Source organism: Pirellulales bacterium (assembly GCA_019636335.1).
GTDB lineage: Bacteria > Planctomycetota > Planctomycetia > Pirellulales > JAEUIK01 > JAHBXR01.
In genome coordinates, this window is the sequence record JAHBXR010000018.1 from 1 (window position 1) to 23,279 (window position 23,279).

The 23,279-nt window shown below is 63.1% G+C and carries 20 protein-coding genes; 8 read left to right on the forward strand and 12 right to left on the reverse strand.

The window, feature by feature from the left end; genetic code table 11:
* Nucleotides 1-114: 114 nt before the first annotated feature.
* The 7 genes from KF708_16855 to KF708_16885 form a co-directional block, all read right to left on the reverse strand.
* Nucleotides 115-2,628 carry a serine hydrolase gene (locus tag KF708_16855; GenBank protein ID MBX3414360.1) on the reverse strand — a complete coding sequence of 838 codons (2,514 nt, stop codon included), beginning with the start codon at nt 2,626-2,628 and terminating at the stop codon, nt 115-117.
* A gap of 121 nt (nt 2,629-2,749) precedes the next feature.
* Entirely contained in the window at nt 2,750-3,931 is a 1,182-nt protein-coding gene (locus KF708_16860) for an acetyl-CoA C-acetyltransferase (GenBank protein MBX3414361.1), read from the reverse strand.
* A 597-nt stretch (nt 3,932-4,528) separates the two neighbouring features.
* Nucleotides 4,529-5,602 carry an ATP-binding cassette domain-containing protein gene (locus KF708_16865; protein ID MBX3414362.1) on the reverse strand — a complete coding sequence of 358 codons (1,074 nt, stop codon included), beginning with the start codon at nt 5,600-5,602 and terminating at the stop codon, nt 4,529-4,531.
* The gene (locus tag KF708_16870) at nt 5,538-6,551 is read right to left on the reverse strand and encodes an ABC transporter ATP-binding protein (protein ID MBX3414363.1); all 1,014 of its coding nucleotides are present in this window, start codon (nt 6,549-6,551) and stop codon (nt 5,538-5,540) included. Before KF708_16870 ends, KF708_16865 begins: the two co-directional genes overlap by 65 nt.
* A 32-nt stretch (nt 6,552-6,583) precedes the next feature.
* Nucleotides 6,584-7,708 (reverse strand): ABC transporter permease, encoded by a 1,125-nt coding sequence (locus KF708_16875; protein ID MBX3414364.1) that lies wholly within the window; start codon nt 7,706-7,708, stop codon nt 6,584-6,586.
* 4 nt (nt 7,709-7,712) lie between these two features.
* Nucleotides 7,713-8,552, reverse strand: coding sequence for an ABC transporter permease (locus KF708_16880; GenBank protein MBX3414365.1), 840 nt, complete (start codon nt 8,550-8,552; stop codon nt 7,713-7,715).
* A gap of 74 nt (nt 8,553-8,626) precedes the next feature.
* Nucleotides 8,627-10,618 (reverse strand): peptide ABC transporter substrate-binding protein, encoded by a 1,992-nt coding sequence (locus tag KF708_16885; protein ID MBX3414366.1) that lies wholly within the window; start codon nt 10,616-10,618, stop codon nt 8,627-8,629.
* Between the two features lie 460 nt (nt 10,619-11,078).
* On the opposite strand from KF708_16885, the gene KF708_16890 reads away from it, so the two are divergent.
* The gene (locus tag KF708_16890) at nt 11,079-11,489 is read left to right on the forward strand and encodes a metalloregulator ArsR/SmtB family transcription factor (GenBank protein ID MBX3414367.1); all 411 of its coding nucleotides are present in this window, start codon (nt 11,079-11,081) and stop codon (nt 11,487-11,489) included.
* Between the two features lie 98 nt (nt 11,490-11,587).
* Here the strand turns inward: KF708_16890 and KF708_16895 are convergent, their stop codons facing one another.
* Complete coding sequence (locus tag KF708_16895) at nt 11,588-12,727, reverse strand: hypothetical protein (GenBank protein MBX3414368.1); 1,140 nt, start codon at nt 12,725-12,727, stop codon at nt 11,588-11,590.
* Nucleotides 12,728-13,023: 296 nt separating this feature from the next.
* On the opposite strand from KF708_16895, the gene rplM reads away from it, so the two are divergent.
* From rplM to KF708_16925, 6 genes are all read left to right on the forward strand, one after another.
* Nucleotides 13,024-13,455, forward strand: a complete 432-nt coding sequence (rplM, locus tag KF708_16900) for a 50S ribosomal protein L13 (protein MBX3414369.1) — start codon at nt 13,024-13,026, stop codon at nt 13,453-13,455.
* A gap of 48 nt (nt 13,456-13,503) precedes the next feature.
* Nucleotides 13,504-13,920: a 30S ribosomal protein S9 gene (gene rpsI, locus KF708_16905; protein MBX3414370.1), complete on the forward strand. Its 417-nt coding sequence runs from the start codon at nt 13,504-13,506 to the stop codon at nt 13,918-13,920.
* Between the two features lie 15 nt (nt 13,921-13,935).
* The gene (locus KF708_16910) at nt 13,936-14,862 is read left to right on the forward strand and encodes a universal stress protein (protein MBX3414371.1); all 927 of its coding nucleotides are present in this window, start codon (nt 13,936-13,938) and stop codon (nt 14,860-14,862) included.
* A gap of 421 nt (nt 14,863-15,283) precedes the next feature.
* Nucleotides 15,284-16,735 (forward strand): S41 family peptidase, encoded by a 1,452-nt coding sequence (locus KF708_16915; protein ID MBX3414372.1) that lies wholly within the window; start codon nt 15,284-15,286, stop codon nt 16,733-16,735.
* A gap of 417 nt (nt 16,736-17,152) precedes the next feature.
* Nucleotides 17,153-17,554 carry a hypothetical protein gene (locus KF708_16920; GenBank protein MBX3414373.1) on the forward strand — a complete coding sequence of 134 codons (402 nt, stop codon included), beginning with the start codon at nt 17,153-17,155 and terminating at the stop codon, nt 17,552-17,554.
* Nucleotides 17,555-17,746: 192 nt separating this feature from the next.
* Nucleotides 17,747-18,349, forward strand: a complete 603-nt coding sequence (locus tag KF708_16925; GenBank protein ID MBX3414374.1) for a toxin-antitoxin system YwqK family antitoxin — start codon at nt 17,747-17,749, stop codon at nt 18,347-18,349.
* Nucleotides 18,350-18,421: 72 nt separating this feature from the next.
* Here the strand turns inward: KF708_16925 and KF708_16930 are convergent, their stop codons facing one another.
* From KF708_16930 to KF708_16940, 3 genes are read right to left on the reverse strand one after another with little or no spacing between them, the layout of a single operon-like run.
* The gene (locus KF708_16930; protein MBX3414375.1) at nt 18,422-19,036 is read right to left on the reverse strand and encodes a hypothetical protein; all 615 of its coding nucleotides are present in this window, start codon (nt 19,034-19,036) and stop codon (nt 18,422-18,424) included.
* A complete protein-coding gene (locus tag KF708_16935; protein MBX3414376.1) occupies nt 19,033-20,043 on the reverse strand; it encodes a tetrahydromethanopterin-linked C1 transfer pathway in 1,011 nt (336 codons plus the stop codon). Before KF708_16935 ends, KF708_16930 begins: the two co-directional genes overlap by 4 nt.
* A gap of 19 nt (nt 20,044-20,062) precedes the next feature.
* Nucleotides 20,063-21,097 (reverse strand): ATP-grasp domain-containing protein, encoded by a 1,035-nt coding sequence (locus KF708_16940; protein ID MBX3414377.1) that lies wholly within the window; start codon nt 21,095-21,097, stop codon nt 20,063-20,065.
* Nucleotides 21,098-21,432: 335 nt separating this feature from the next.
* Here KF708_16940 and KF708_16945 point away from each other — a divergent pair, with 335 nt between their 5' ends.
* Entirely contained in the window at nt 21,433-22,743 is a 1,311-nt protein-coding gene (locus KF708_16945) for a tetratricopeptide repeat protein (GenBank protein MBX3414378.1), read from the forward strand.
* Between the two features lie 217 nt (nt 22,744-22,960).
* Here the strand turns inward: KF708_16945 and KF708_16950 are convergent, their stop codons facing one another.
* Entirely contained in the window at nt 22,961-23,275 is a 315-nt protein-coding gene (locus KF708_16950) for a metal-sulfur cluster assembly factor (protein MBX3414379.1), read from the reverse strand.
* Nucleotides 23,276-23,279: the final 4 nt, after the last annotated feature.

Sequence of the window (23,279 nt, forward strand, 5' to 3'; positions counted from 1 at the left end):
TCAGGGACGGATTAAAGGCGACAGGAGTAGAATTTCGATGCAAACCACGACTCCCGTCCCCTTTATTGACTTCGTTAAACACAGGCGTCATGGGAAGAATACTTCCCCAGGCTGCTAATCTCGGACGCGATCGCGGTTCTGTTCGGTCATCTTTGCTTCGATGTTTTCCACCTTACCTTCGCTTGTGTTGACACCAAGAACGACCGTCCATTTCGGTTCGTGCCCCAGCATCGATAAGAGCTCCACGAGGTCTTCGGCAAATCGCTTGCGTGCCCGAGCGCCGTGTTCCTTCTCAGCAAATTTGACAATACGGACGACCGGGATGCCATCAATCGAAACAAGCGGATGCCACCTGTCCTTCACGCAGACGATGGGTTGATCCTTCTCCCAGCGAACGCCCGTGAATGGGGCGACTTTCGCGTAAATATGCTCGACAACGGGTTGCCGGTGCAAAAATGTCGGATCGACGCCGGGCACCAATCGCTCTAAGAGCCAATAACCGATCGAATCGACGGCGGGATCGCCGCAGTTGCTAACGACAGCGACGCCCACCATATGCTCGGGAGCAAAACCAATCCAAGCACTGCAATTGCTTCGGCCGCCATTCTTTTTCAGTGTCCGTCCGATAGGTTTGTGCGTGCGCACGGACCAACCGAGCGCCGTTCGAGCGACGGTCCCATTAGACAGCGTTGTCTCTCGATGGAGCCATTCAAGCATGTCGCTCGAAAAGAAACCTGGCTCCATTTGCGCTGCCAAGAATCTGGCCAAGTCCGGGGCCGATGCAACAAGACCGCCAGAAGGAGCCAGGCGGTCGCGGTACGAATGCTCTTCAGGCCGTCGAGGAAGACCGTCGCCATAGCCAACTGCCAACGGCAACTTGTCATTGAGTGGAATCGCAGTTTGATCCAGGTGTAGCGGCTCGCAAATGAATTCATCAAGAAGCCAGTCAAACGGTTTTCCTGCAGCACGCTCGAGCAGGTGCCCCAGCAGTCCCATCCCGAGATTTGAATAGAGCTCGTTCGTGCCCGGTTCGAACTCTAACGACACTTTCGACAGTTGGTCGTATAGTCGCTGCGGTTCCAACTCATACCGGCCATCAACCGACTGTACGGGCCCCGGCAGATCGCGCGGCAACCCGGACGTGTGGGAGGCCAGCTGTCTTAAGGTGATCGTCGCGCCTCGATCCGGGCTCGTGCTGATCGCAACCTCGGGCGGCAAATACTTAATTGCGGGTTGATCAAGATCAATAACGCCGCGGCCATGAAGCAGCGCGGTCAGAGACGTCGTGAAGACCTTGGTCACCGATGCAACATGATAGGAAGTCTCGATTGTCGCCTTAGATCGCGATTCTAGATCCGCGAGGCCAATCGCGCGTTGATACGAAATCTTGCCGTCGCGTACAATTGCAACGCTTACGCTCGGATAATTCGCCAACGCCACCTGCTCTCGCAGCCAGGCATCGATCTCCGTAGTCGCCTTGCCGTCAAGGGTGCTGACATCGTCAAATTCCGGCGCCCGCAGTTTCTCTATATGACGGACCGGCGAATCTTGCGGCGTCTGCGATGCCTGCGCGTTCGATCCGCCGTGTGATGAAGCGATTCCATGAATCAGGTCGTTACGCCTGTACGGCCCTGACTCGCCACCGTTTGGCGCACTGAACTTCAACAGCAACGGAAGGCTTTTCGGAGAATAGATGTCCGGTGCCGTCATGGCTTGAAGATGCAGATGCGGATGCGAGCTATTGCCAGAGTTGCCGCATTTCGCAAGTGGCTGTCCCACCTGAACCCGCTCATTCTCTCGAACCAGTACGCTTCCTTCCTGGAGGTGGGCCAATAGTACGAATGCTCCGGAGTCCGTTTTGATCGTCACAGAATTACCTGCCGCGTGGATTGGGTCCGAGTCGCCTATCGGCTGATCGGGCAACTCGTTTTCGATATCGACCACCAAACCGTCCACCGGCGAGAACAACGGCTGACCATAGGTACGGTAATCCTCTAAGTCGGGTGTGCCGTCCCAATCCAGCGGCCCGTCCTCGGGCAAGATGAGATCGAGAGCGAATCGCTGCGATCCGACGTAATAGTGATGGTTAGTCAAGCAACTATTGCCGCCTTGGATTGCGTACCAATCTCCCTCGAATGGAGGCGACACAACGACAGCCCCGGTACCGGACGGAGGGAGATGAATCTTCGCCAGTTGAAATACCAGGAACATGAATAAAAGTGAAAACGCCACGTTGCTCGGCCAGGAGATGTGCCGAGACGGAACCCACTCCAGCAAGCACAGAATCGCGATCGCGCCCCACAATTGAAGCAGGACATAGCGCCAAAAGTTCGCGGGTATCTGGATCGGCACAAGCGAGAGAACGATAACAATTCCCACGGTCGCCCAGAAAAGAGTGCGCCAGACCGCCTGGATCAAGTAGGGCCTCGACGCTGGGTATTCTGTTCTTCTCCAGATACCCACATAGAGGCGCTTTCTGAGAAATCCAATGAGGCGGGTACACCCCGTCCAAGCTACGCAGGCCATGAGCCAAAGCACAAGGACGTTCATCAACATCCCGAACAGGGCAGCGGCAGCCATCACGACAAGCAGCAGTGCGAGTGCGATGAATTCAAACGCTACTTTCATTTGCCGCCTCGCAGGGCGCCCACCTACGTCGACACGTCTCGATATCTACCATAAAGGGGCCGGGAATCGTTGTTTGTATTTCGTACGTGTCCGGCATCACGTATCAATAGCCGGACAAACGTCACTCCACGCGTTCCACGATCATCGCCACCGCGTTGCCGCCGCCGAGGCAGAGGGACGCCAGTCCACGTCGCAATCCGCGTGCCGCCAGGCTGTGCAGCAGCGTGACCAGCACGCGGGCGCCGCTCGCGCCGATCGGGTGCCCCAGGGCGATCGCGCCCCCTTCGACGTTCGTCTTTTCGGCGGGCAGTCCCAGCGGGCGCATGCAGGCCAGGCACTGCGCGGCGAAGGCCTCGTTCAGCTCGATCAGGTCGATATCGGCGAGCGTCAAGTTGGCCTTTTTCAAAACCTTCTCCATCGCCGGCACAGGAGCAATAAAAATTTCCTTCGGCGGCACGCCACTAACCGCCGTGGCCACGATGCGCGCTTTCAGCGGCGATTTGAATCCCTGGGCCACTTCCTCCGAGGCCACGACCACCGCAGCCGCGCCATCGCTGATCTGCGAGGCATTGCCCGCGGTCACCGTGCCATCAGCGCCGAAGGCCGGCTTCAACCTGGCGAGCACCTCGGCCGTCGTATCGGGACGCGGGCCTTCGTCCTTGCTGACGACCGTGTCTCCCTTGCGACCGGCGATCGTGACCGGCACGATCTCCTGCTCGAACAGCTTTCCCTCGATGGCAGTGGCGGCGCGCTTGTGGCTCTCGGCGGCGAAGGCGTCTTGATCCGCGCGGTTCACTTCGCGCGTTTGTGCGATGTAATCGGCCTCGGCCCCCATGGCCATGTCTTCGACCGCGCACCAGAGGCCATCTTTAATCATCGAATCGACGAGTTGTTGATGGCCGTACTTGAGTCCTTCGCGCGCGCCCATGAGCAAGTGGGGGGCACGGCTCATGCTCTCCATGCCACCGGCGACGATGAGTTGCGCGTCGCCGGCGCGGATGGCCTGATCGGCCAGCATGACCGCCTTCAGCCCCGAGCCGCACATCTTGTTAATGGTGAGCGCGGCGACTGCCGGCGGCAACCCCGCCCCGAGCGCCGCTTGCCGCGCGGGCGCCTGCCCGAGCCCCGCGCTCAAGATGTTGCCCATGATGACTTCTTCCACGGCGCCGGCATCGACGCCGGTGCGGCGAACCGCCTCGGCCACGACGATCGAACCGAGCTTCGTCGCCGGCAGGCTGGAAAGGCCCCCCATGAACTTGCCAATGGGAGTGCGACATCCGCCGAGAAGATAGGTATGAGGCATGGTAATCAGTCCTGAAAAGAATTGGCATGCATGCAGCTTGACTATCGTAAACCATCGTGCGGAAGCGCGCAAGTGGCCAGGCACAGCGCCCAGGAGGACTGCAAAGTCGTGTGAGTCCGAGCGTGGCGAGTCCGAGGGTGGTTTTCCAGGCGATCTGATCGGCGCGAGCGCAGAGGGGGAGCCTGTACCGCCGCACGCAAGGCACGGCGGAAGAACGTGCGCTCTTGACCGACTCGCCCGTCCCCTTTAGTTCTTCCGCTTCCTGAACGGACGAAGAACCTTTTGCGCCTGAAGGCGCGCGCGATCAGTGGGAATTAGTGCCGATTAGTGTTCTTTGCCGGTGTTCGACTCGGCAGAGTAGACAAAGCCAAATTCAAGGAACAAAGAACACTGATTTGCATTCATCACTCAAAAGGGGGCGGATCGTGAGGTCCAGGTTGAGCTTCTGGGACAGGCGTGCGACCTGCTTCTCCTCACCGTGCGGAAGGCCGATCGCGGTCGAACGGCGTAGATCCGCACGGGAGCCACACGCCTACGCAGTTCGTTCTTGCTGAGGCTTTGGGTTGTGTGTGTCGGGCCGTCGTGGTGCAGGAATCATCATGCGAGAAAGCACGACACCTGGTGATCGTCTCCTTCCAGCTTAGGGGATTCCTCTTTGCAACGCTGCTCGGCGATGGGGCAACGATCGGCGAAGGGGCAGCCTGGGTAGGCACGGTCGGGCGAGGGGATCTCGCCCGTGAGCATCGTGCGGCGGCGCTCGCGCTCGATCGTGGGATCGGGAATCGGCACCGCCGAGAGCAACGCCTTCGTGTAGGGGTGTTTGGGGTTGCGGTATAGCTCCTCGGCGTCGGCCACTTCGACCAGCCGGCCCAGGTACATCACGCCGATGCGGTGCGACACGTGCCGCACGACCGCCAGATCATGCGCGATGAAGAGATAGGCCACGCCGAGCCGTTCCTGCAAATCGACGAGCAGATTGACGACTTGTGCTTGGATCGAGACGTCGAGCGCCGAAACCGGCTCATCGCAAAGGATCAAACGGGGCTCGACCGCCAGCGCCCGGGCGACGCCGATGCGTTGCCGCTGGCCACCGGAGAACTCGTGCGGGTAGCGATTCAAATAGCGCGGGTTGAGCCCGACCAGGTCCAAGAGTCGCATGACTTCGAGTTGTCGCCGGCGCCGGTCGTGCAGGCCGAAGATCTTCATCGGCTCGCCGACGATGGCCCCCACGGTCATGCGCGGATTGAGCGAGGCGAACGGATCTTGAAAGATCATCTGCGCCCGCTGGCGATAAGGAAGCATCGCGTGCTCGTCGAGGCCATCGATGCGATTGCCGTCGAGCCACACCTCGCCACTGGTGACGGGCACCAGGTTCAAGATGGCGCGGGCGGTGGTCGATTTGCCGCTGCCCGACTCGCCGACGAGGCCGAACGTGTGGCCTTTCTCGACCGAGAAGGTGGCGCCATCGACGGCGCGGACGACGCCATGCTCGCGGTTCCACAGGCTGCCGCGCACGAAGGGAAAGTACACCTTCAGATCGCGCACTTCGAGCAGCGGCTGGCCGGTCTGTGCGGGCAAGGTGGCGCTGCCGGTGCCGGTTTGTCGATCAGTCACGCGGGCCTCCTTTCGTTGTGGCCGCGGTTGCCTCTTCGATATTGACGAAGCACGCATAACGCGAGCCCGAGGGAGCCGTGAACATCGGCGGATACTCGGCCGCGCAGCGTTCGATGGCAAAGGGGCAACGCGGTCGATACGTGCAACCCTGCGGCAGCGTGGTGAGATCGGGGGGCTGACCGGGAATCGGCTGCAAACGGTCGGTGCCCTTGTCATCTAAACGTGGCACGCAGCTCAGCAAACCCAGCGTGTAGGGATGTCGCGGCCGGTGGAAGAGATCGTCGACCGACGCTTCCTCGACGAACTTGCCGGCATACATCACGTTCACGCGATGGCAGGTGCCGGCCACGATGCCCAGATCGTGCGTGATGAGGATGACCGCGGTGCCTTCCTGCTCTTGCAGCTCGCGAATGAGCTCGAGAATCTGCGCCTGGATCGTCACATCGAGCGCGGTGGTTGGCTCGTCGGCGATCAGCAAGTCGGGCTTGCAGGAGAGGGCCATCGCCACCATGACGCGTTGCCGCATGCCGCCGGAGAACTGGTGCGGATAGTCGAACACGCGGCGCCCGGCGCTGGCGATGCCCACGCGTTCGAGCATCGTGACGGCGTGATCGAGCGCCTGCTTGGCCGTGTACTTGAGGTGCAGCCGGGTGACCTCGATGAGTTGCTCGGCGATGGTGAGGAAGGGATTGAGCGAGGTCATGGGGTCTTGGAAGATCATGGCCACGCGATTACCGCGGATCTGGCGCAGGCGCGCGTCGGGCAGCGCGAGCAAGTCTTCGCCGTTGTAGATCGCGCGGCCTGCAACGACTTTGCCGGGCGGCTGGGGAATGAGCCCCATGATGGCCAGGTTGGTGACCGACTTGCCGGAGCCCGACTCGCCGACGATGCCGAGCGTTTCGCCCCGCGCGACGTCGAACGAGATGCCATCGACGGCGCGGACCGTGCCGTCGTCGGTGCGAAACTGCACGGCGAGGTTTTCGACGGAGAGGAGTGGCTTGGTCATACGAATCGGTGCCGCTGGGGAATTCGGGCCGGCTATTTATTCTTCATGCGGGGGTCAAGGGCGTCGCGGAGGCCGTCTCCCAGAAAGTTGAGCGCGAACAACGTGAGGGACAGCGCCACGCCGGGATAGACGACGAGCCACCAGTAGATCTTTACCGACGTGATCGCGCGGACCCCTTCGTTGGCGAGCAAGCCCCACGAGACATCGGGGGGCTGCACGCCCATGCCGAGGAAGGAGAGGAAGGCCTCGAAGAGCATCACGCGGGGGATGGTCAGCGTGAGGTAAACGATGATCACGCTCCACAGATTCGGCACCAGGTGGCCGAAGATGATTCGCCAGCGGCTGGCGCCGGTGGTGCGGGCCGCCTCGACGAACTGCTCGTTCTTGAGCGAGAGGACCTGCCCGCGGACGACGCGGGCCATGGTGAGCCAGTAAATCGCCCCGATCACCAGGAAGAAGATCGTGATGCGGTCGATATGGAGCTTGTCTTCGAGCCAGGTGCGGATCGATTCCTCGCTCAGGATGGTCATCAGGTAGATGACGACGAAGATGAAGGGAACCGAGTAGAGGACGTCGATCAGGCGCATCATGGCGTTGTCGAGGCGGCCCCCGATGTAGCCGGAGATGGCGCCGTAGGAGACACCGATCACCAGCGAAACGAAGGTGGCGACGAGACCCGCGAGGAGTGAGATGCGGGCGCCCCAGAAGAGGCGCGAGAAGACGTCACGGCCCAGTTCGTCGGTACCGCAGATCGAGGCGATGGCGCGCTCGCCGAAGATGGCGACGCGGAAGCGGACGAGGAGGCGATTGAAGAGGTTCAGATTGCCAAAGGCGTTGTCGAGCTTGATGCCGTCGAGGCGTCCGTCGGCGTCGAGCAGGTCGATCCCCTTGGCAAAGAAGGGAGAGTAGACCGGCGGCTCGAACTGCCGCGCGGTTTGCACCTCGCGCGGGGACTGCAAGGGGAGGGCAGGGGTGAGGAGGGCGAGCACGCCGAGGACGACCAGCGTGGCGAGGCAGACCATTGCCACACGATTGCGGCGCAACCGGCGCCAGGCGTCTCGCCCGAGCGACACGCCTTTGATCTGCTCGGCTTCGGCCAGCACGCGAGCGAAGTCTTCGAGCTCGCTCTTGCCGGGGCGCGCGGGAGTCACGTTCACCGGGCTACTCCAACTTCACGCGAGGATCGAGTAGCCCATACGACAGATCGACGAGCAGGTTGGCCAGGCAGAGCAAGACGGCGTAGAGGAGAATCACGCCCATGGAGAGGGTGTAATCGCGCTGTAGCGCGGCTTGAATAAAATGTGCTCCCAAGCCCGGGATGGCGAAGATCTGTTCGATCACGAGCGAACCGGTGAGGATGTCGGCGGTCGCCGGTCCGAGGTACGACACCACGGGCAGAAGTGCGCCGCGCAGGGCGTGCCGCACGATGACCGTTGGCGTGGAAAGACCTTTCGCGCGTGCCGTGCGAATATAGTCCTGCGAGAGGACGTCGAGCATGCCGGTGCGCGTCAGGCGCGCGATGTAGGCGGCGTAGGGGGCGCCGAGGCAAAAGCCGGGCAGCACCAGATGACTGAGCGTGCCCCAACCGCCGGCGGGGAACAGTGGCACGAGAAAGACGAACAGGATGATCGCCACGCCGGCGATGGTGAAATTCGGCACGGCGATACCGATCGTGGCGAGCGTCATCAGCGAGAAGTCGAAGGGGGAGCCCCGCCACACGGCCGACACCACTCCGGCGGTAAGGCCCAGGATCAGCGCGAACGTCATCGCGAAGATGCCCAGCGATGCCGAGATGGGAAAGCCCTGCCGCATGACTTCGCCCACGCTGAAATCGGCCAGTTTGTAGCTGTAGCCGAGATCGCCGCGGCCGATGTTCGACAGCTCGCGCAGATATTGTTTCCACAGCGGCTCGTCGAGATGATACCGCTTGAGCATATTGGCTTCGATCTCGGGCTCGAGCGCACGCTCGGCTGAAAACGGCCCCCCCGGCACGGAGCGCATCAAGAAGAACGACGCCGTGAAGATGATCCACAGCGTGAGCAGCGTCCAGAGGAGGCGCTTGAAGACGAAGGCGGTCACCGCAGCGCCTCCTCGGCCAGCACGCGCTGTTTTTCTTCGGCGTCGATCGACATGCCCTGAATCGGGTGGACGTCCTGGATGTTGGCGTAGAAGCCCTTCACGTAGGGGCGGACCATATCGAGCGAGACGTAGAAGTAAATTGGGATGATGGGCATCTCGTCCATGAGAATTTGCTCCGCCTCGTGGAATTGCGCGAGGCGTTTGGTCTCATCCACTTCGTGCTTGGTGGCCTCGATCAGCTCGTCGTAGCGCGCGTTGCCCCAGCCTGTCTGGTTGTTGGCTCCGCCGGTGACGAACATATCCAGGAACGTGTTGGGATCGACGTAGTCACCGATCCAGGCCGCGCGGCTGACCCAGTACTTCTGCTGCCGCGTCTGACTCTGGTAGACGCTCCATTCCTGGTTTTCGAGCGCCACGTCGATGCCCAGGTTCTTCTTCCACTGCGTCTGCAACAGCTCGGCAATGGCCTTATGGGTTTCATGGGTGTTGTACAGGATGTAGATGCGCGGGCAACCTTTTCCGCCGGGATAGCCTGCTTCGGCGAGAAGTTTTCGAGCCTTTTCGACGTTGAATTCGCCGCATTCACCCGGCTGGTAGGGCATGTAGTCTTGAATGGCGGCCGGCACGAAGCTGCGCGCGGGGATCTGCCCGGCGCGCGTCACCTTCTCGACGATCTCGCGCTTGTCGGTGGCCAGGTTGAGCGCCTGACGCACCAGCTTGTTGTCGAGGGGAGGGCGTTTCACGTTCAAGCGGTAATAGTACGTGCCCAGGTAGGGAGCGGGGGTGAAGTCGGGACGCTTTTGCGCGAGCAACTCGGGCACCACCGTGGCGGGCGTCTGCGGGATGTAGTCCACCTCGCCCGTCATGTAGAGATTCAGCGCCGTCACGGTCGACTGGATCGACAGTGCATCGACGACATTGAAGTGGACGTTGTCCTGGTCCCAATAGAGCGGGTTCTTGACCATTCGCACCCGGTCGCGGATGCGACGCTCGGCCAGCAGGTAGGGTCCGTTGGTGACGATGTTCTCGGGCTTGGTCCACAGCGGGTAGCCGTGCGTTTCGACACAGCGACGATTCACGGGAAAGAGGGGATAGAAGCCCATCAACTGCGTGAAGTAGGGGGTGGGATCGATCAGGTCGATCCGTAGCGTGTAGTCGTCGAGGGCGTGGATGCCGACCTCTTCAAAGTCGGGCAGTAGCCACTTGTAGTCGCGCGTGCCTTTGGCGCCGCTCTTCGAGAAGCGCTCTTCGCGGCCGTCGATCTCGACGACGAAGACCTTCTGGGCGTCGTCGATTTTTTCCTTGGCGACTGCTTCGTGCGCGGCATCGGACGGGGGGACCGCGACGTCGGTCGTTTCGACCGAGTCGGCGGGGGTGTCGGTTGTCGATGGTGTGGGTTCGGGCGTCGCCTGGGCGAGGATTTTGCCGTCGGTCGACTCGATCCGCAGCAACCGCCCCCGCAGGATGATGCCCGCGGCATAGGGTAAAGATCCTTCGGGCTGCTCGTGCAACTCGATTTCGACTGCTTTCCCTGGCGCGACCTTGGCGGTGGTGAAGTCACGGGCGCCCACGATATACCACAGTTCGTAGGAATACTCGGCGGCGGTCTCGGGATGGAGCATGCGGCGGTTGGACCAGACAAAGTCGTGCGCCGTGACGGGGGTATCGTCCGACCAGCGGGCGTTGCGCCGCAAGCGGAAGGTATAGGAGCGGCCATCCTCGGAGATTTCGGGCAGTTCCGACACACCGGGAACCGGCTTGAGCGTCTCCGGGTCCCAATTGACCAGTCCCTCGAAGATGCAGCGGATGATCCGCCCCTCGGGCTGCCCGGTGACGATGGCCGGGTCGACCGTCTTGATCTCGGTGTCGTTCGAAAAGGTGAAATCGGCGGGGGGCAGGGTGCCGAACGAGACTGCCCAGCCCACGGCGGCCAGACCCAGGGCGAGGACGACAAAGGGGGCGAGCTTGCGAATCAGGATCGGCGTCAAAGGGGCTCCTCGGCGAAAGCGTGTATGGTACCGCTGTCGATTTGAGCGACAACGTTTTTCGATGCGACACGTTTTTCAGCGTTCCTGGTGGCGCCGGGGCCGCGAGGAACTGGGGACGCAGCGATCCACTACCACCAATGGCGGATCGCCTGCGGGAGGGCTGTTTTTGGCCGCGCCGGCGCTTTTACTTTTTACGCAGCCGGTATAGAATGCGGCCAGTTCCGCGTGAAAAAGTGCCCACGCCGGAAAAGCAGCGCGTTCTGTGCTGCTCGTCGGGCACCCAGAAGCGCGTTTCATGTCCTGTCGTTCTGACGGGCTGCAATCGAGTGCAGCATGGATCGAATCCCGGGATGGGAAGTTCGCCCCGCGAGCAACTGCGCGCCTGTGCCTTGCGCGACGCGTATCGCCAGCCCCTCGGTCCCCTTCCCACGGGAATCGGCCGCAAGAGAAAAGGCATACAATGATTACGCACTACCGCGAGCAATCGCACGTCGCTGAAGAGTCCGCGCTGACGGACGTTTCCGAGGGTGCCATCAAAGACCTCGTGCAGGTGTTCAAGCTGCTGGCCGATGCCACGCGCTTGCGCATTCTGCTTTACCTCTCGCACGTCGAAGAAATGCACGTACGGGCCCTCTGCGAGCTGCTCGAGCAGAGCCAGCCGGCAGTAAGCCATCACCTGGGTTTGCTGCGCGAGGCGAACCTGATCGAGTGCCGCCGCGAGGGCAAGCACAACTTCTATCACCTGCTGCCGGGGCGCTTCCGCCAGTTGCTCGACACGGTCTTCGACAGCGTGCCCGAGGATGAACGCAAGATTCGTTTCGAGAGCTACGTGCTGAGCTACGCCCCCGTCGAACAATTCGTGGCGCGGTAGCGCACGCGCGATGTAGGTCAGGTACGCCGTACCTGACAACTGTTCGATGTGGCCAACTCGATCCATTGTCAGGTACGGGGTACCTGACCTACGTAGCGCTAGTGATACTGGCCATCGACGAGTCGGCGCGAGAGCTCGTCGACGACGTCTTCGCCAACCAGTTTGGCGAGATCGGGGGGCGGTGACGTTTTGTCCTTGCTGGCCAGGCCCTGCGAAAGCTTGCGCAACTGCACGAGCGCGGGGGACGAGCAGAGGGGAAAGTCGAAGGCCACGGCACGCCGCTCGTTCGTCGCAGTCGCGAATACGACGTCGAGCACTGCGGTGGGAACGATGCGACCCCCTTCTTTCAGGATGGGGATTTCGTCGAAGCGGATGCCGACTGGCCGGCCCCAGGCGTGATCGGCGCCGCTGAGCCACAGGCGGCAGTCGCTGTCGGGGTGGAGTGCCTCGCCGTAGAAATCGACGGCGTAACGACCATCGATCTGCTTGAGCACTGCGATCACGCGTCCGTAGAAAGTGGACTTCGACTTGAGGGACTTCGGAATGTCCCAAACGTCGAGGTTGCTGTAGGGCTGGGCATCGATGGGGAACTCCGCACGCGGGAATTCTCGCGACGCCTGCTCTTTCTCGCCCTTGAAATCTCCCGTCTCTAAATCCATATCACCACGTAGCAGCTTGATGCTGGCCGTTTCGCTGTCCATCGGGGCCGCGAGTTGCACGATCACCTTGGGCGCCTTGCCCGACGTGTAATCGAGCCATTCCATTTCAGCGCCGGCGACGGCCGAAGGGTGCGAGATGCGGACCGGCCCCAGCGGCTTGGGGAGAGTCAAGCGAGCAGGATCGTTCGTCGTGTATTTCGAGTCGAAATCGTCGTCGGTGCCGTTGCGCAGATCGCCGAAGACCGGCACTTCGTCGAGTGGAACTTCGAAGCAGTATTTCGCTTCGAGCGACAGCCGCTGATCGGGATCGGCGAAGGCGTCGCTCGACTGCCGGCTGTAGCAGAGTTGGCCGTCGACCTCGCGCGGCCGCACGACGCTGGGGTTCCACGATGCCGCAGCGGAATCCTCTTCGCTGGCGAGGGTCTCGGCAGGCGCAACGGTGACCTCTTCTTCGACGACGACTTCTTCCTGGGCCCGAACTTGCCCGGACAGGCAAATGACGACAGCCAAGACGGCGAGCGGCAGCCCGCGGATTGCCAGGCGGAGGAGTTCTCGCTGGGAGGAAAGCCGTGAGTTCATCGAGTTTCTCCGCCGGTGGGTGGGGCGATCACCGCCAAAATCGCCTGGATCTACTACGAATGATAACCTGACCGGGCAGGGGGGACGCGCCAAGAGCAGGGGAATTTGCCGGTCGGGGCCTCTTGTGCTGGGACGAATTGCTCTGGAGGAAGCCAAAATCGTGCCCTGGGCAGGACTTGTCGGTCTTGCTGGAGGGCGTTAAACTGCTCGTTTCCCTTTGGCGGCGGTAGGCTTGCGTGTGCAGGTCCGCCCCGCCCAGGGCCTGCTTGTACGCATGATGTAGAAGCGAGTTTGCGATGAAGACCTACATGGCGAAGCCCGGCGAAGTCGAGCAGAAGTGGCATCTCGTCGACGCCCAGGACAAGATCGTCGGCCGGTTGGCCAGCGAGATCGCCGTACTGTTGATGGGCAAGCACCGCCCGACCTATACGCCCCACGTCGATACCGGCGATTTCGTCGTCGTGATCAATGCCGAGAAGGTTTCGTTCTCGGGACGCAAGTGGGAGGCCAAGGAATATACCTGGTACACGGGCTACGGTGGTCTGCGTCGGGAGACGGCCGCCGCGCGTCACGCCCGTCGCCCCGATGCCGTGCTGACCGATGCCGTGCGTCGCATGCTGCCGAAGAGCAAGTTGGGGCGCAAGATGCTCACCAAGCTCAAGGTATATGCCGGGGCCGAGCATCCGCATCAGGCGCAGAACCCCGCCCCTCTGGAATTGGCCGTCTAAAGCGGACGGTGAAACAAATCACTCGAGCGAATTACTGAGAGAATCGACATGAGCGTCGGCAGTGCTGGTGGATCGGCCGTGAAGGATTCCCTGGGTACCGGGCGTCGCAAGACCTCGGTGGCGCGTGTCCGCGTGCGAGCGGGGAGCGGCAAGATCACGATCAACAAACGGCCGCTCGAAGATTTCTTCTCGAACCTGCACGACCGCAACAACGTCATGGCTCCGCTCGAAGCCACGGGCCAGACGGATAAGGTCGACGTCTTCATTCGCGTTCACGGCGGCGGTATCTCGGGACAATCGGGGGCGATCAAGCTCGGTATTTCCCGCGCGCTGAAGCTCCACGATGCGGAGCTGTTCGACACCCTGCGGCATGCCGGTCTGATGACCCGCGACAGCCGCATGAAGGAACGCAAGAAGTACGGTCTGCGTGGTGCCCGTCGTGGCACGCAGTTCTCGAAGCGTTAACGCGCAGGTCCGGTCATGGAGCCGTTCCAGCACGCCCTTGTCGGTTTTGGACGTGGCGATGCGGATCGGTCTGTCCTGGCGCAGGGGGCGTTGGTTGGCGCGGCACTCGGTATCGAGCGTTACACGCTGGCGCATGTGTTGCGCACGGCTGACTTGCCGGACGGTGCCTCGGCGCCGCACGATCCCCAACAGCAGCGCGAGCAACTGCTGGCCGAAATGGATGAGGCCAAGCTCGCCACCGCGGGCTGGCCAGCACAGGTGCAGTTCGAGCACGTGCTGCTCGCGGGCATGGCCGGTGATCAACTCGTGCGATTGGCCGCCCAGGAGAAGGTCGATCTCGTGGTGATCGGCCGCCAGCGACACAAGACGCAGACCACTCTGGGACTGGCCGCCGGACGGCTCGTGCATCAGTCGCCTGCCTCGGTGCTGGTGGCCGCGCGCGAGGCACGCCCCGCGCTGAAAAAGATCCTCGTGCCGGTCGATTTTTCCAGTCCCGCGGGGGATGCCCTCTCGGTCGCGCGGCAGATTGCCGCGGCGACCGGCGCCGAGGTCGTGGCGCAGCACGTCTACCGGGTGCCGCCGGGCTTCGAAAAGCGGGGAGACGAGTTCAAGGATCTCGCCGCGACGTTGCGCGCGCACGCCGAGCGACAATGGAGCGAGTTCTCCGCCGCGATCGCCACGCCGCCGCCGCTTCCCGAGGTGCGTTACGATCTCATTCCGCAAGAAGACTGGCAGACCAAGCCGGCCGACGTCGTCGTGCAGAGGGCCGACGAGTTGGAGGCCGATCTGATCGTTTGCGGCAGCCAGGGGCATTCGGGACTCACCCGGCTGTTTCTCGGCAGCACGAGCGAAGGTATTCTCAAGCGGACCCAGCGGGCCGTCCTGTGCGTGAAGCGGAAGCAGGAAAACCTCGGCCTGTTGCAGGCGCTCTTTGGCGAATAGTGCTGCCGCGTCTGTTCTGGCGCGGAAAGCGCCATCTCAACCCGACGCGTTACTTTTGAAGTTGCGCCTTTGGAGGTTCCTTGGCCTCAGTCCTCGGCAAATAGACCCATCCTAACCCGAAGCGTCAGCGAGGAGATTCTTGGAAAGAGCGTCGAGCAAAGTGCTTCCTCGCTGACGCTTCGGGTTAGGATGCCGCGAAAAGCGCAACTTCAAAGCGCGTTCGCGAGGCCGTAGGCCAGGTACTCCGTACCTGACGATGTTCGATGCGACCAAGCCAATAGATCGTCAGGTACGGAGTATCTGACCTACGGATCTCCGGGGCAGCCGTTCCCCCTGCGCCCCGCAAACTTGCGGCTCGTCACGTCCCGAGTACCATGAAGGACAGGCATTTCTCCTCTCCTGTCGCTCGGAACAGACTCGCATGTCGCGACGTAATCTCTATCTGGTGTTGGCGTTCGGCATCGTGGCGCTGGCCTGCTACGTGCAGGTCGGCTCGACGCGCCGCGACGCCTATGGCCGCGTCCTGCTCGATACGATGCAGGAAATTCACAATCACTACCTCGAAGACGTGACGGATCGCGAACTGTTCGAGGCGGCCATGGCGGGCATGGCGGGGCGGCTCGACGAGTATTCGCAATATCTGGGCCCCGAGTCTTTCCGCGAATTCAACGAGAATATCGAGCACCGTTTCGGCGGCATCGGCATTCAGGTCGTCGTCGATCGCGAAACGAACGTCCTGACCGTGGTCACGCCCCTGGTGGGCACGCCCGCTTATGCGGCGGGCATTCTCGCGGGGGATCGGATCGTCGAGATCGACGGCGAAAGCACCGAAGGTTACTCGATCGAAGATGCCGTCAAGCGGATGCGGGGCGAGATCGGCGCCCCGGTGCAGTTGAAGATCCTGCATCCCGATACCAAGGAGCCGGTCGAGTACAAGCTGACCCGCGAGCAGATCAACGTCGACACCGTGCTCGGCGACCTGCGTCATCCGAACGGCAGTTGGGACTTCTTCCTCGAGGGTCACCCGGGCATCGGCTATATCCGGCTGGTCTCGTTCAGCGAACGCACCGTCGAGGATCTGAAGAAGGCGCTCGACTGGCTCGTCGAGCACAAGATGAAGGGGTTGATTCTCGACCTGCGGGGCAATCCGGGGGGGCTGCTCGAGTCGGCCGTGCAGGTGAGCGACTTGTTCCTCGACGAGGGACGCATCGTGACAACCCGCGACCGTGACGGCATCGATCGCCAGGTCTTCGAGGCCGAGCGCGAGGGGACGTATCGAGGATTTCCGATGGCGGTGCTGGTGAACTTCGGCAGTGCCAGCGCCAGCGAGATTGTGGCGGCGGCCCTGCAGGATCACGGGCGAGCAGTCGTCATCGGCGAACGCACCTATGGCAAGGGGAGCGTGCAGAATGTCATTCCGCTGGAAGGGGGCTCGAGCGCGCTCAAGCTGACGATTGCCAGCTACTGGCGGCCGAGCGGGCAGAACATTCACCGCGGGCGCAAGGCGACCGAGGAGGATCAGTGGGGCGTTTTGCCCAACGACGGTTATGAGGTGAAGTTCGAAGAGGAAGAGTTGCGCGACGTGATGCGTGCCCGCCGCCAGCGCGACGTGGTGCGTACGCCGGGGGCTTCGGGTCTTCCGCCGGAAGAAGCGGTAGAGTCGGAAGCGGCGAGCGAAAAGCCCGTGTCGAAGTCCGAGAAATCGGCCGGCGATACCGCCGCCAGCGCTAGCGCGGACGAGAAGGACGAGACCGGGACGGGGTCCGAGGAGGCCGCGGACGAGCCGAAGGGCCCGGCGGTCGACAAGCAACTCGAAAAGGCGATCGAGTACCTCGACGCCCGGCTGCGCGAGCCTGAAATCAAGGCCGCCTGAGTGCCGATGGCGCCGGTGAAAGGGAGCCAAGGACAAGTGGCACAGGCCGCCGGGCCTGTGCAGAGACTAGGGCAGGCGCTTCCACTTTTTCCCCACAGGTCGGCGGCCTGTGCCACTGTAACGCCTGATGCTGCTCAGTATTCCCGGCGACCGGTGCCGGCAAAGATGCCCGTTCGCGCATCAGGGCACGCTCACTCTTTACACGCGGTTGAAAGAATGACCGAAAAACCTCCGCGATTGCTCCGCGCGCGCCAGCGAGGCAAACCCTGCCGGCGCTTGATCTAAGTCGTGCTAGCATCGGCGTCTGAATTCGCCCGGGAGGCGATTTCCTCGCTCGCGCATCGCTTGGCCCGACGTTTGCATTATTGGGCGGTCCATTCGGGTCCCACTTCGGCAATGACGCGGGAGGAACGACGCATGAGCCAGCCACGTCGCGGCAGTCGAGTAACGGTTATCGAGATGACGGCGGTCCCATCGGGTTGGCGTGCCGGGTTGCACCAGATCGCCCGTGAGGTGACGACCTGGACCGACCCGTTGCTGACCTTGTTCTTCGACAAGCAGCGTCTGCGCGCCGAGTTGGAGCGGACGCAGGAGATGGATCTTGTGCGCGAACGTCTGCCCCTGGAGGCGCCGCCACTCGATACGCGGTCTCCCGAACATCGGGTCGAGGACGCCTGGCCGGGGGATCACTGGCCCGTCGAGCGACCGCGCGAGTCGCGTGAGAATCGGGCCGAACGGGCAGAGCTGCCGCCGCAGCTCGATGACTGGGACAACGAAGGCGCCCGCACTAACTGGGAAGGGGAGTGGCCGACGCGTTAGTTCGAGCCACCGTTGCCGAGGCCAGCCGGCTCGGCCGTCCGCGGGGGCGCTCAAGGCACTGGCCAGGAAGTACGGCATCGAGGCGGACGTCTAAAAACTAGGCTCAAAACTGCTCTCGGCCCGCTGGGGCATGGCTGCTACAATTCGCCGCCCCGTCTACTTGTTTCGAGTCCGGGAAGGGAGTCTGGACCCATGTCTACGCGTACCTTGTTGCTTTCGGTGGCCGGTTGTGTGGCAGTGTGCCTGGTGGCCGCCGGATGCGATTCTGAAGAACCGATGAGCCGGGCGGCTGCGGTCGCTGGCTCGGCGGTGAAGGCCGCCAGCTACGAGGTGGCGACCACGCAGGATGCCGCCGCTCAGCGAGCCGCCCTCCCCGAGGCGTTCGAAGGCGTCGTCGAGTTGTTCGGCCAGAAGCTGAAGGCGCGCCGGCAGGTGAAGCTCGACGCCGTAGGCAACTACGTCAATCATGGCGAAGCGGTCGCCTGGTACGAAAGTGGCCAGAAGGCCGGCACCATGCAGTTCCGCGAAGGGGTGCCCAACGGACCGCAGAAGGTCTGGTATCCCAGCGGTCGCAAGAAGCTGCACGGCCAGTGGGAAGATGGCGTCGCCATCGGCCAGTGGACCGAGTGGCACGAGTCGGGCAACAAGATGTCCGAAGGGGTCTACCTCTCTGGCGAAAAGCACGGCCCCTGGCGCTTTTGGAATCCCGATGGCCGGCTGAACGAACTGGTCGACTACGACCACGGTCAGGAGTTGCCGGTGGCCGGGCGCCCACGATCGGGCAGCGTGCGTTAGCACGCAATGATTTGCCAATCGCCGACGACACACCCGTGGCACAGGCTTCCATCGCCTGTGCCACGTTGCTTGTCAGGCATGAACGAATGAACGTTCGGGGAAGCCTGGCTGTTTTAGATTCACCAGGCGCACTCGCGGCAAGTCGGCGGCAGCGACCGCGAAGTGTTCGTCGACGAATCCTGACTTGGCGATTGCCGCGAGCGATTCGGTTGCTTCCGGCAGCGTCGACTTGAGGAGCACCAGCTCGCACGCGCCCAGCGTCGTCGCGAGGCGCGCGGCGATCGAATCGCTCGTCACGCTCCAGCCGTAGGGGAGCCGTTCGCCCGGTTGCCGCGGCTCCTGCTCGGCGAGGAAGTGACGCACGTCGACGATGGCGGTCGCGGCGGCGGATGCTTCCCACGTTGCCATTCGCTCGACGAGGGGCAATTCGACTAACGCCACCGCGATGTGAGCGGTCACGCTCATGGCGTCGATGGCGAGCCAATGCGCGGCCTTTTCGCCAAGCTGCTGCCGGCGATCGATGTCGCGAATCGCATCGACGAGCGCTCCTCCGCCGACCACGACGAGGTTGCGCGCGGGCGTTTGCTGGGCGAGCCAGGTAGAGAACTGCCGGCGCAACGACGGCTCGTCGAGCAGGCTGCCCCCCAGCTTGATGACGCGCGTCGAGATGGCCGCCGGCACATTCACAGGTAGCATTCCTCGGCCAGCACCGCCACGGCATGCGCCGTCGCCGCGCGAGACAGCTCGCCCCCGAGTCGCTCGGCCAGCGAGACCACGGGCACCGTCAGACGCAGCTTTTCGACCATGCGTCGCGCGAGGAATTCTCCCTGCCCCGACACGACGATCGACTGTGGCGGCACACTTAGCGCGCGCAATACCTGCTGCGCGGCCCGACCCAATCGCGAAAGCTGGGCGCTGGCGATGGCCTCGGCGGCCGCGCGGGCATCTTCGGCCGAGAACATGGTTCGATCGGCGCAGATCGCGCGTGCCAGGCGATCGTGTGCCGCGGCGCGCGTGGCGGCGCGGCCGTCGGCGGTCTCCGTGTTCGAGGAGTCTTCGGCGAGGTCCTCCAAGGTGAGATACGCATCGAGTGTCGTGGCAAACAACTCGGCCGCCACCGGACAGGGGGCACCGCGCCAGGGAAGGGTGGCCGTCGCCGCACAGACGGGGGTGCGCACGACCCCGGTGTAGACCAGTTCGCCCGACAGCATTCGCTCGGGATCGGTGTGCCCCGTGGTGCGTGGCGCGCCGTCGACGAGCGGAATGAGATCGGTCGTCGTCGAACCGATGTCGATGAGCAGGCCCGGCGACGTGGGCACGTAGCGGCACGCAAACGATGCCAGCGCATGCCAGTTGGCCGCGGCGACGAGGAGGGGCTCGGCGTTGGCCTGCACGCTTTCGACGAAGTTGCCGTCGTGGCGATAAAAGGCCACTTGCCGCGGACCAGCCGCCGCCAGGGTCGCGGCCACGATCGAAGCGACCCCCTCGGCCTTGGTCGTGTAGCAGTCGGCCAGCTCGCCCGTCATGGTCACCGCGACACGCTCGGCCGCCGGGGCCGAGGCGAGAAGCTGTTGCAAGGCGGCGGGCAATTCGTTGGGCGTGCGCCAGAGGGGAAACGGCAGCGAGCGGGCGTAGCCCAGCGTATCGGCTACCTTCAGATGAGCGCCGCCAATGTCGAGACCGAGCCAGGCCATGCGTTCGTACCGCCAGGTGCTACATCATCGTTTGAGGCGTGAAGCGGATCGTTCCGTCGGCGTCGAATTGTACGGGCGTGTCGGCGAACGACAACGCGGTGCGTCGCCCGGCCGCCAGGTCGAGCCAGGCTTGCGCGAGATTTCCGCGGGCGGCGGCGCGCAGGCCGATATACGAGGTCGTGAGTCGTGGATTGATTTCGATCACGCGATCGTCGCGACCGTGGGGATCTTGACCCAAGATCAGATCGATCCCCAGGTATCCGCGCGGCTCGGGCAGGGCCTGCAAGACGCGATGCGCAAGTTCGGTGGCGCGTTCGCGGAGAGATTCCTCGACGATGGTCGCTCCGCCGAGATAGCGGAACCGCCCGTCGTCGCTCAGCCGCTGCCAGCAGGGAGGAAGAATGATTCTTTCGCGCGGTCCGGCAATCGCGGCGACACTGGCCGCACGTCCCGGACAGTAGTGTTCCAGGCGTGCGGCAGACGATGGCGCGGGTTGTCGCTCGGCCGCAGGTACATCGGCGATGAAGTAGGTCTCTTGCGAGCCCGCCCCATCGCGAGGCTTGAGTACCGCGGGATAGGAAAAATCGCGGGGCAGGGGCTCGCCCGGCGCGAGACAGATGCCCGATGGCGTGGCGATGTCCACGTTGGCGAGGAAGCGGGCCGTACGATCTTTGTCGCTGGCTAACTCGATCAACTCGAGCTCTGGTCCCAAGAGTTGCGACATGCTACTTGCCCAACGACTGCGAGCGGCGAGCAACCCGGCCGTCTCGGGCGCCACGACGATGACGGCATCGGCCGCGCTGGCCAACCGCTCGAATTGCCATGCCTCGTCGTCGCGGCCAGAGGCCGTGGTGACGCGGACGGCGGGGAGCGTGAGGGGCTCATGCCGCGCGTCGCAGAGGACGTCGACCTGCACGTCGCGACAGGCGGCCAGATCGGTGGCGAGGGCCTCGAGCATGGCGCGCCCCTCGCGCAACAGCGAGACGGGGAGCGGCTCGCCAGGGGGGAGGGGAAGGCCTCCGGCGGTGACCATTTCGTAGGCGAAAATCCGCATCGGCGGGTCGGTTCTGGGGGGTGGTTCGCTTTGGGTTTGCCGCCATGTTATCGCGCGTTTGCTCCCGGCTGGGCAATTCCTTGTCCTGCGAACCGCGTAAGTCTCGATAAAACGGCAAGATTTTCCTTGGCGGGCCGATTTTCGGCCGGATATCCTGAAGTAGTTATGCCGCTCCGCGCATCCAATGAACCTAGGACGCCCAACGGAAGCCCGGAATGCGTGAGCTCACCGTTCTTCAAGGTGGCTCCTTGGCCGCGCGGACAGCAAGAGCCCTTATTTGGCACGCGGAGCAGTGAATTATGACGGGTCGACCCGTTGCGATGTTGATCGTACCGATGCTGGTTCTGTGGGCCTCGCTGGCGTGCCCGGCGGCGAGCCATGCCGCCGACGAATTCAACGACGCCGAGGCGTCGTATCGCGCCGGCGTGAGCAACGCGAAGGAAGGGCGGTATCGCGAGGCGATCTCTTACTTCAATCGCGCGATCGAGATGAATCGCACCTTCGCGGCGGCCTATACCGAGCGCGGTCTGGCCCGCTCGGCCGTGGGAGATCGGAGCGGCGCGATTGCCGATTTCGGTAAGGTGATCGAGCTGAAGCCCGAGTCGGACGTGGCCCACGTGAATCGCGGCTGGACCCTCTATCTCGAAGGGCATCTCGAGCGTGCCCTGGTCGATTTCAATCGGGCCGTCGAGATCAACGGCAAGAATCACGAGGCGCTGTACTGTCGCGGTCTGGTTCACCGTCGGCGGAAGGATCTCGACGCGGCCCTGGCCGACTTTTCGGCCGCGATCGAGGCCAAACCCGACTATGCGTACGCCTTCAACGAACGTGCCAAGATCGAGCATGCCCAGGGAGATGGCGACGCGGCGCGCGAGGACTGGTTGCAAGCCACCAAGCTCGATCCCAAGCTCGGCGAGGCGTGGCTGGCCCTGGGTATCCTGCAGCAGGCACAAGGGGACGCGAAAGAGGCGCTGGTCAACTTCGATCGGTCGATCTTGCTGAGTGGCAAGAGCGCGCTGGCGCACTATCACCGCGGCATGGCCCGGGAGGCGACGAAGGATCTTCAGGGTGCCTTCGACGACTACAACGAGGCGGTGACGCTCGATCGCCGGTTTGCCCTGGCCTACTATCGACGCGGCCTGCTGCTACGGCAGTCGGGCGAGAACGACCTGGCGATCAACGACTTCACCAAGGTGATCGTGCTCGAGCCCGACTTCATTGATGCCTTTCGCGCGCGCGGCAAGGCGCGGCGGGCCAAGAACGATCTCGAAGGGGCCATCAGCGATTACAACCGGGCCATCGCGGCGAATCCCAAGCTGCCCGAAGCGTACGTGAACCGCGGCGAGGCGAAGCTGGCCGGCGGCGACTTCAACGGCGCCATCGACGACTTCACGCGGGCGATTCAGATCGATGCGAAATTCCCCGATGGCTATGCCAATCGAGGGCTGGCCCTGCTGCGGGCGGGTAAAGATGCCGAGGCGAAGAAGGACTTCGAGATCTTCTTCGAGCTGATGCCCGAGGCCCAAGAGGCCTTCCAGGAGCAGATCACGCGGATCATGAAGGCCCGGGAAGTAGCGGCCAAGAACGCGGCAGCCGAGGCGGCGGCTGCGGAACCGGCCGCCACCAGCGGTTCGGCCACCCCATAAAGTTGCCCGATGCTTGAATCGGGTAGCAGGGATGGAATCTTCACGGCGATGGTGCCGAGAATTTAGCAGCGGCATGGAGCAGCAAGATGCCTATGCTCCACTCGCTCTACACTGGCGAAGCCAGTGGCACCCAGACAGCGCTTGGATTACTCCGCAACAACATCGGTGCTACTCACTTGCCTTGGCATAGACCGGCGGCCTGGGCCACTCTGTTTTCTTAGAAGATGCCGAGTTGATCGCGGGCTTCTTCGGTCATGCGATCGGGGGTCCAGGGGGGATCCATCACGAGCTTGACGTGGACCTCGCCGACGTTTTCCATGCGGCCGACGACGTCCTTGCTCTGCTGGATGAGCTGTGGGCCGGCGGGGCAGGCGGGGCTGGTCATCGTCATCTCGATGCCGACGTTCGTCTTCTCTCCCTCTTCGGCGAGGTTCACGTTGTAGATGAGCCCCAGGTCGACGATGTTGACGAACAGCTCGGGGTCGATGACCTGCTTGAGCGACTCGCGGATGGCGTCTTCGGAAATCGCCATGATG

Bases quoted from the DNA above. Each gene is read 5' to 3' on its own strand.
- KF708_16855 (MBX3414360.1), bottom strand. From the start codon at position 2,628: ATGAAAGTAGCGTTTGAATTCATCGCACTCGCACTGCTGCTTGTCGTG.
- KF708_16860 (MBX3414361.1), bottom strand. From the start codon at position 3,931: ATGCCTCATACCTATCTTCTCGGCGGATGTCGCACTCCCATTGGCAAG.
- KF708_16865 (MBX3414362.1), bottom strand. From the start codon at position 5,602: ATGCGTGCTTCGTCAATATCGAAGAGGCAACCGCGGCCACAACGAAAG.
- KF708_16870 (MBX3414363.1), bottom strand. From the start codon at position 6,551: ATGACCAAGCCACTCCTCTCCGTCGAAAACCTCGCCGTGCAGTTTCGC.
- KF708_16880 (MBX3414365.1), bottom strand. From the start codon at position 8,552: ATGCGCTCCGTGCCGGGGGGGCCGTTTTCAGCCGAGCGTGCGCTCGAG.
- KF708_16890 (MBX3414367.1), top strand. From the start codon at position 11,079: ATGATTACGCACTACCGCGAGCAATCGCACGTCGCTGAAGAGTCCGCG.
- KF708_16895 (MBX3414368.1), bottom strand. From the start codon at position 12,727: ATGAACTCACGGCTTTCCTCCCAGCGAGAACTCCTCCGCCTGGCAATC.
- rplM (MBX3414369.1), top strand. From the start codon at position 13,024: ATGAAGACCTACATGGCGAAGCCCGGCGAAGTCGAGCAGAAGTGGCAT.
- rpsI (MBX3414370.1), top strand. From the start codon at position 13,504: ATGAGCGTCGGCAGTGCTGGTGGATCGGCCGTGAAGGATTCCCTGGGT.
- KF708_16910 (MBX3414371.1), top strand. From the start codon at position 13,936: ATGGAGCCGTTCCAGCACGCCCTTGTCGGTTTTGGACGTGGCGATGCG.
- KF708_16915 (MBX3414372.1), top strand. From the start codon at position 15,284: ATGTCGCGACGTAATCTCTATCTGGTGTTGGCGTTCGGCATCGTGGCG.
- KF708_16920 (MBX3414373.1), top strand. From the start codon at position 17,153: ATGAGCCAGCCACGTCGCGGCAGTCGAGTAACGGTTATCGAGATGACG.
- KF708_16925 (MBX3414374.1), top strand. From the start codon at position 17,747: ATGTCTACGCGTACCTTGTTGCTTTCGGTGGCCGGTTGTGTGGCAGTG.
- KF708_16935 (MBX3414376.1), bottom strand. From the start codon at position 20,043: ATGGCCTGGCTCGGTCTCGACATTGGCGGCGCTCATCTGAAGGTAGCC.
- KF708_16940 (MBX3414377.1), bottom strand. From the start codon at position 21,097: ATGCGGATTTTCGCCTACGAAATGGTCACCGCCGGAGGCCTTCCCCTC.
- KF708_16945 (MBX3414378.1), top strand. From the start codon at position 21,433: ATGCTGGTTCTGTGGGCCTCGCTGGCGTGCCCGGCGGCGAGCCATGCC.
- KF708_16950 (MBX3414379.1), bottom strand. From the start codon at position 23,275: ATGGCGATTTCCGAAGACGCCATCCGCGAGTCGCTCAAGCAGGTCATC.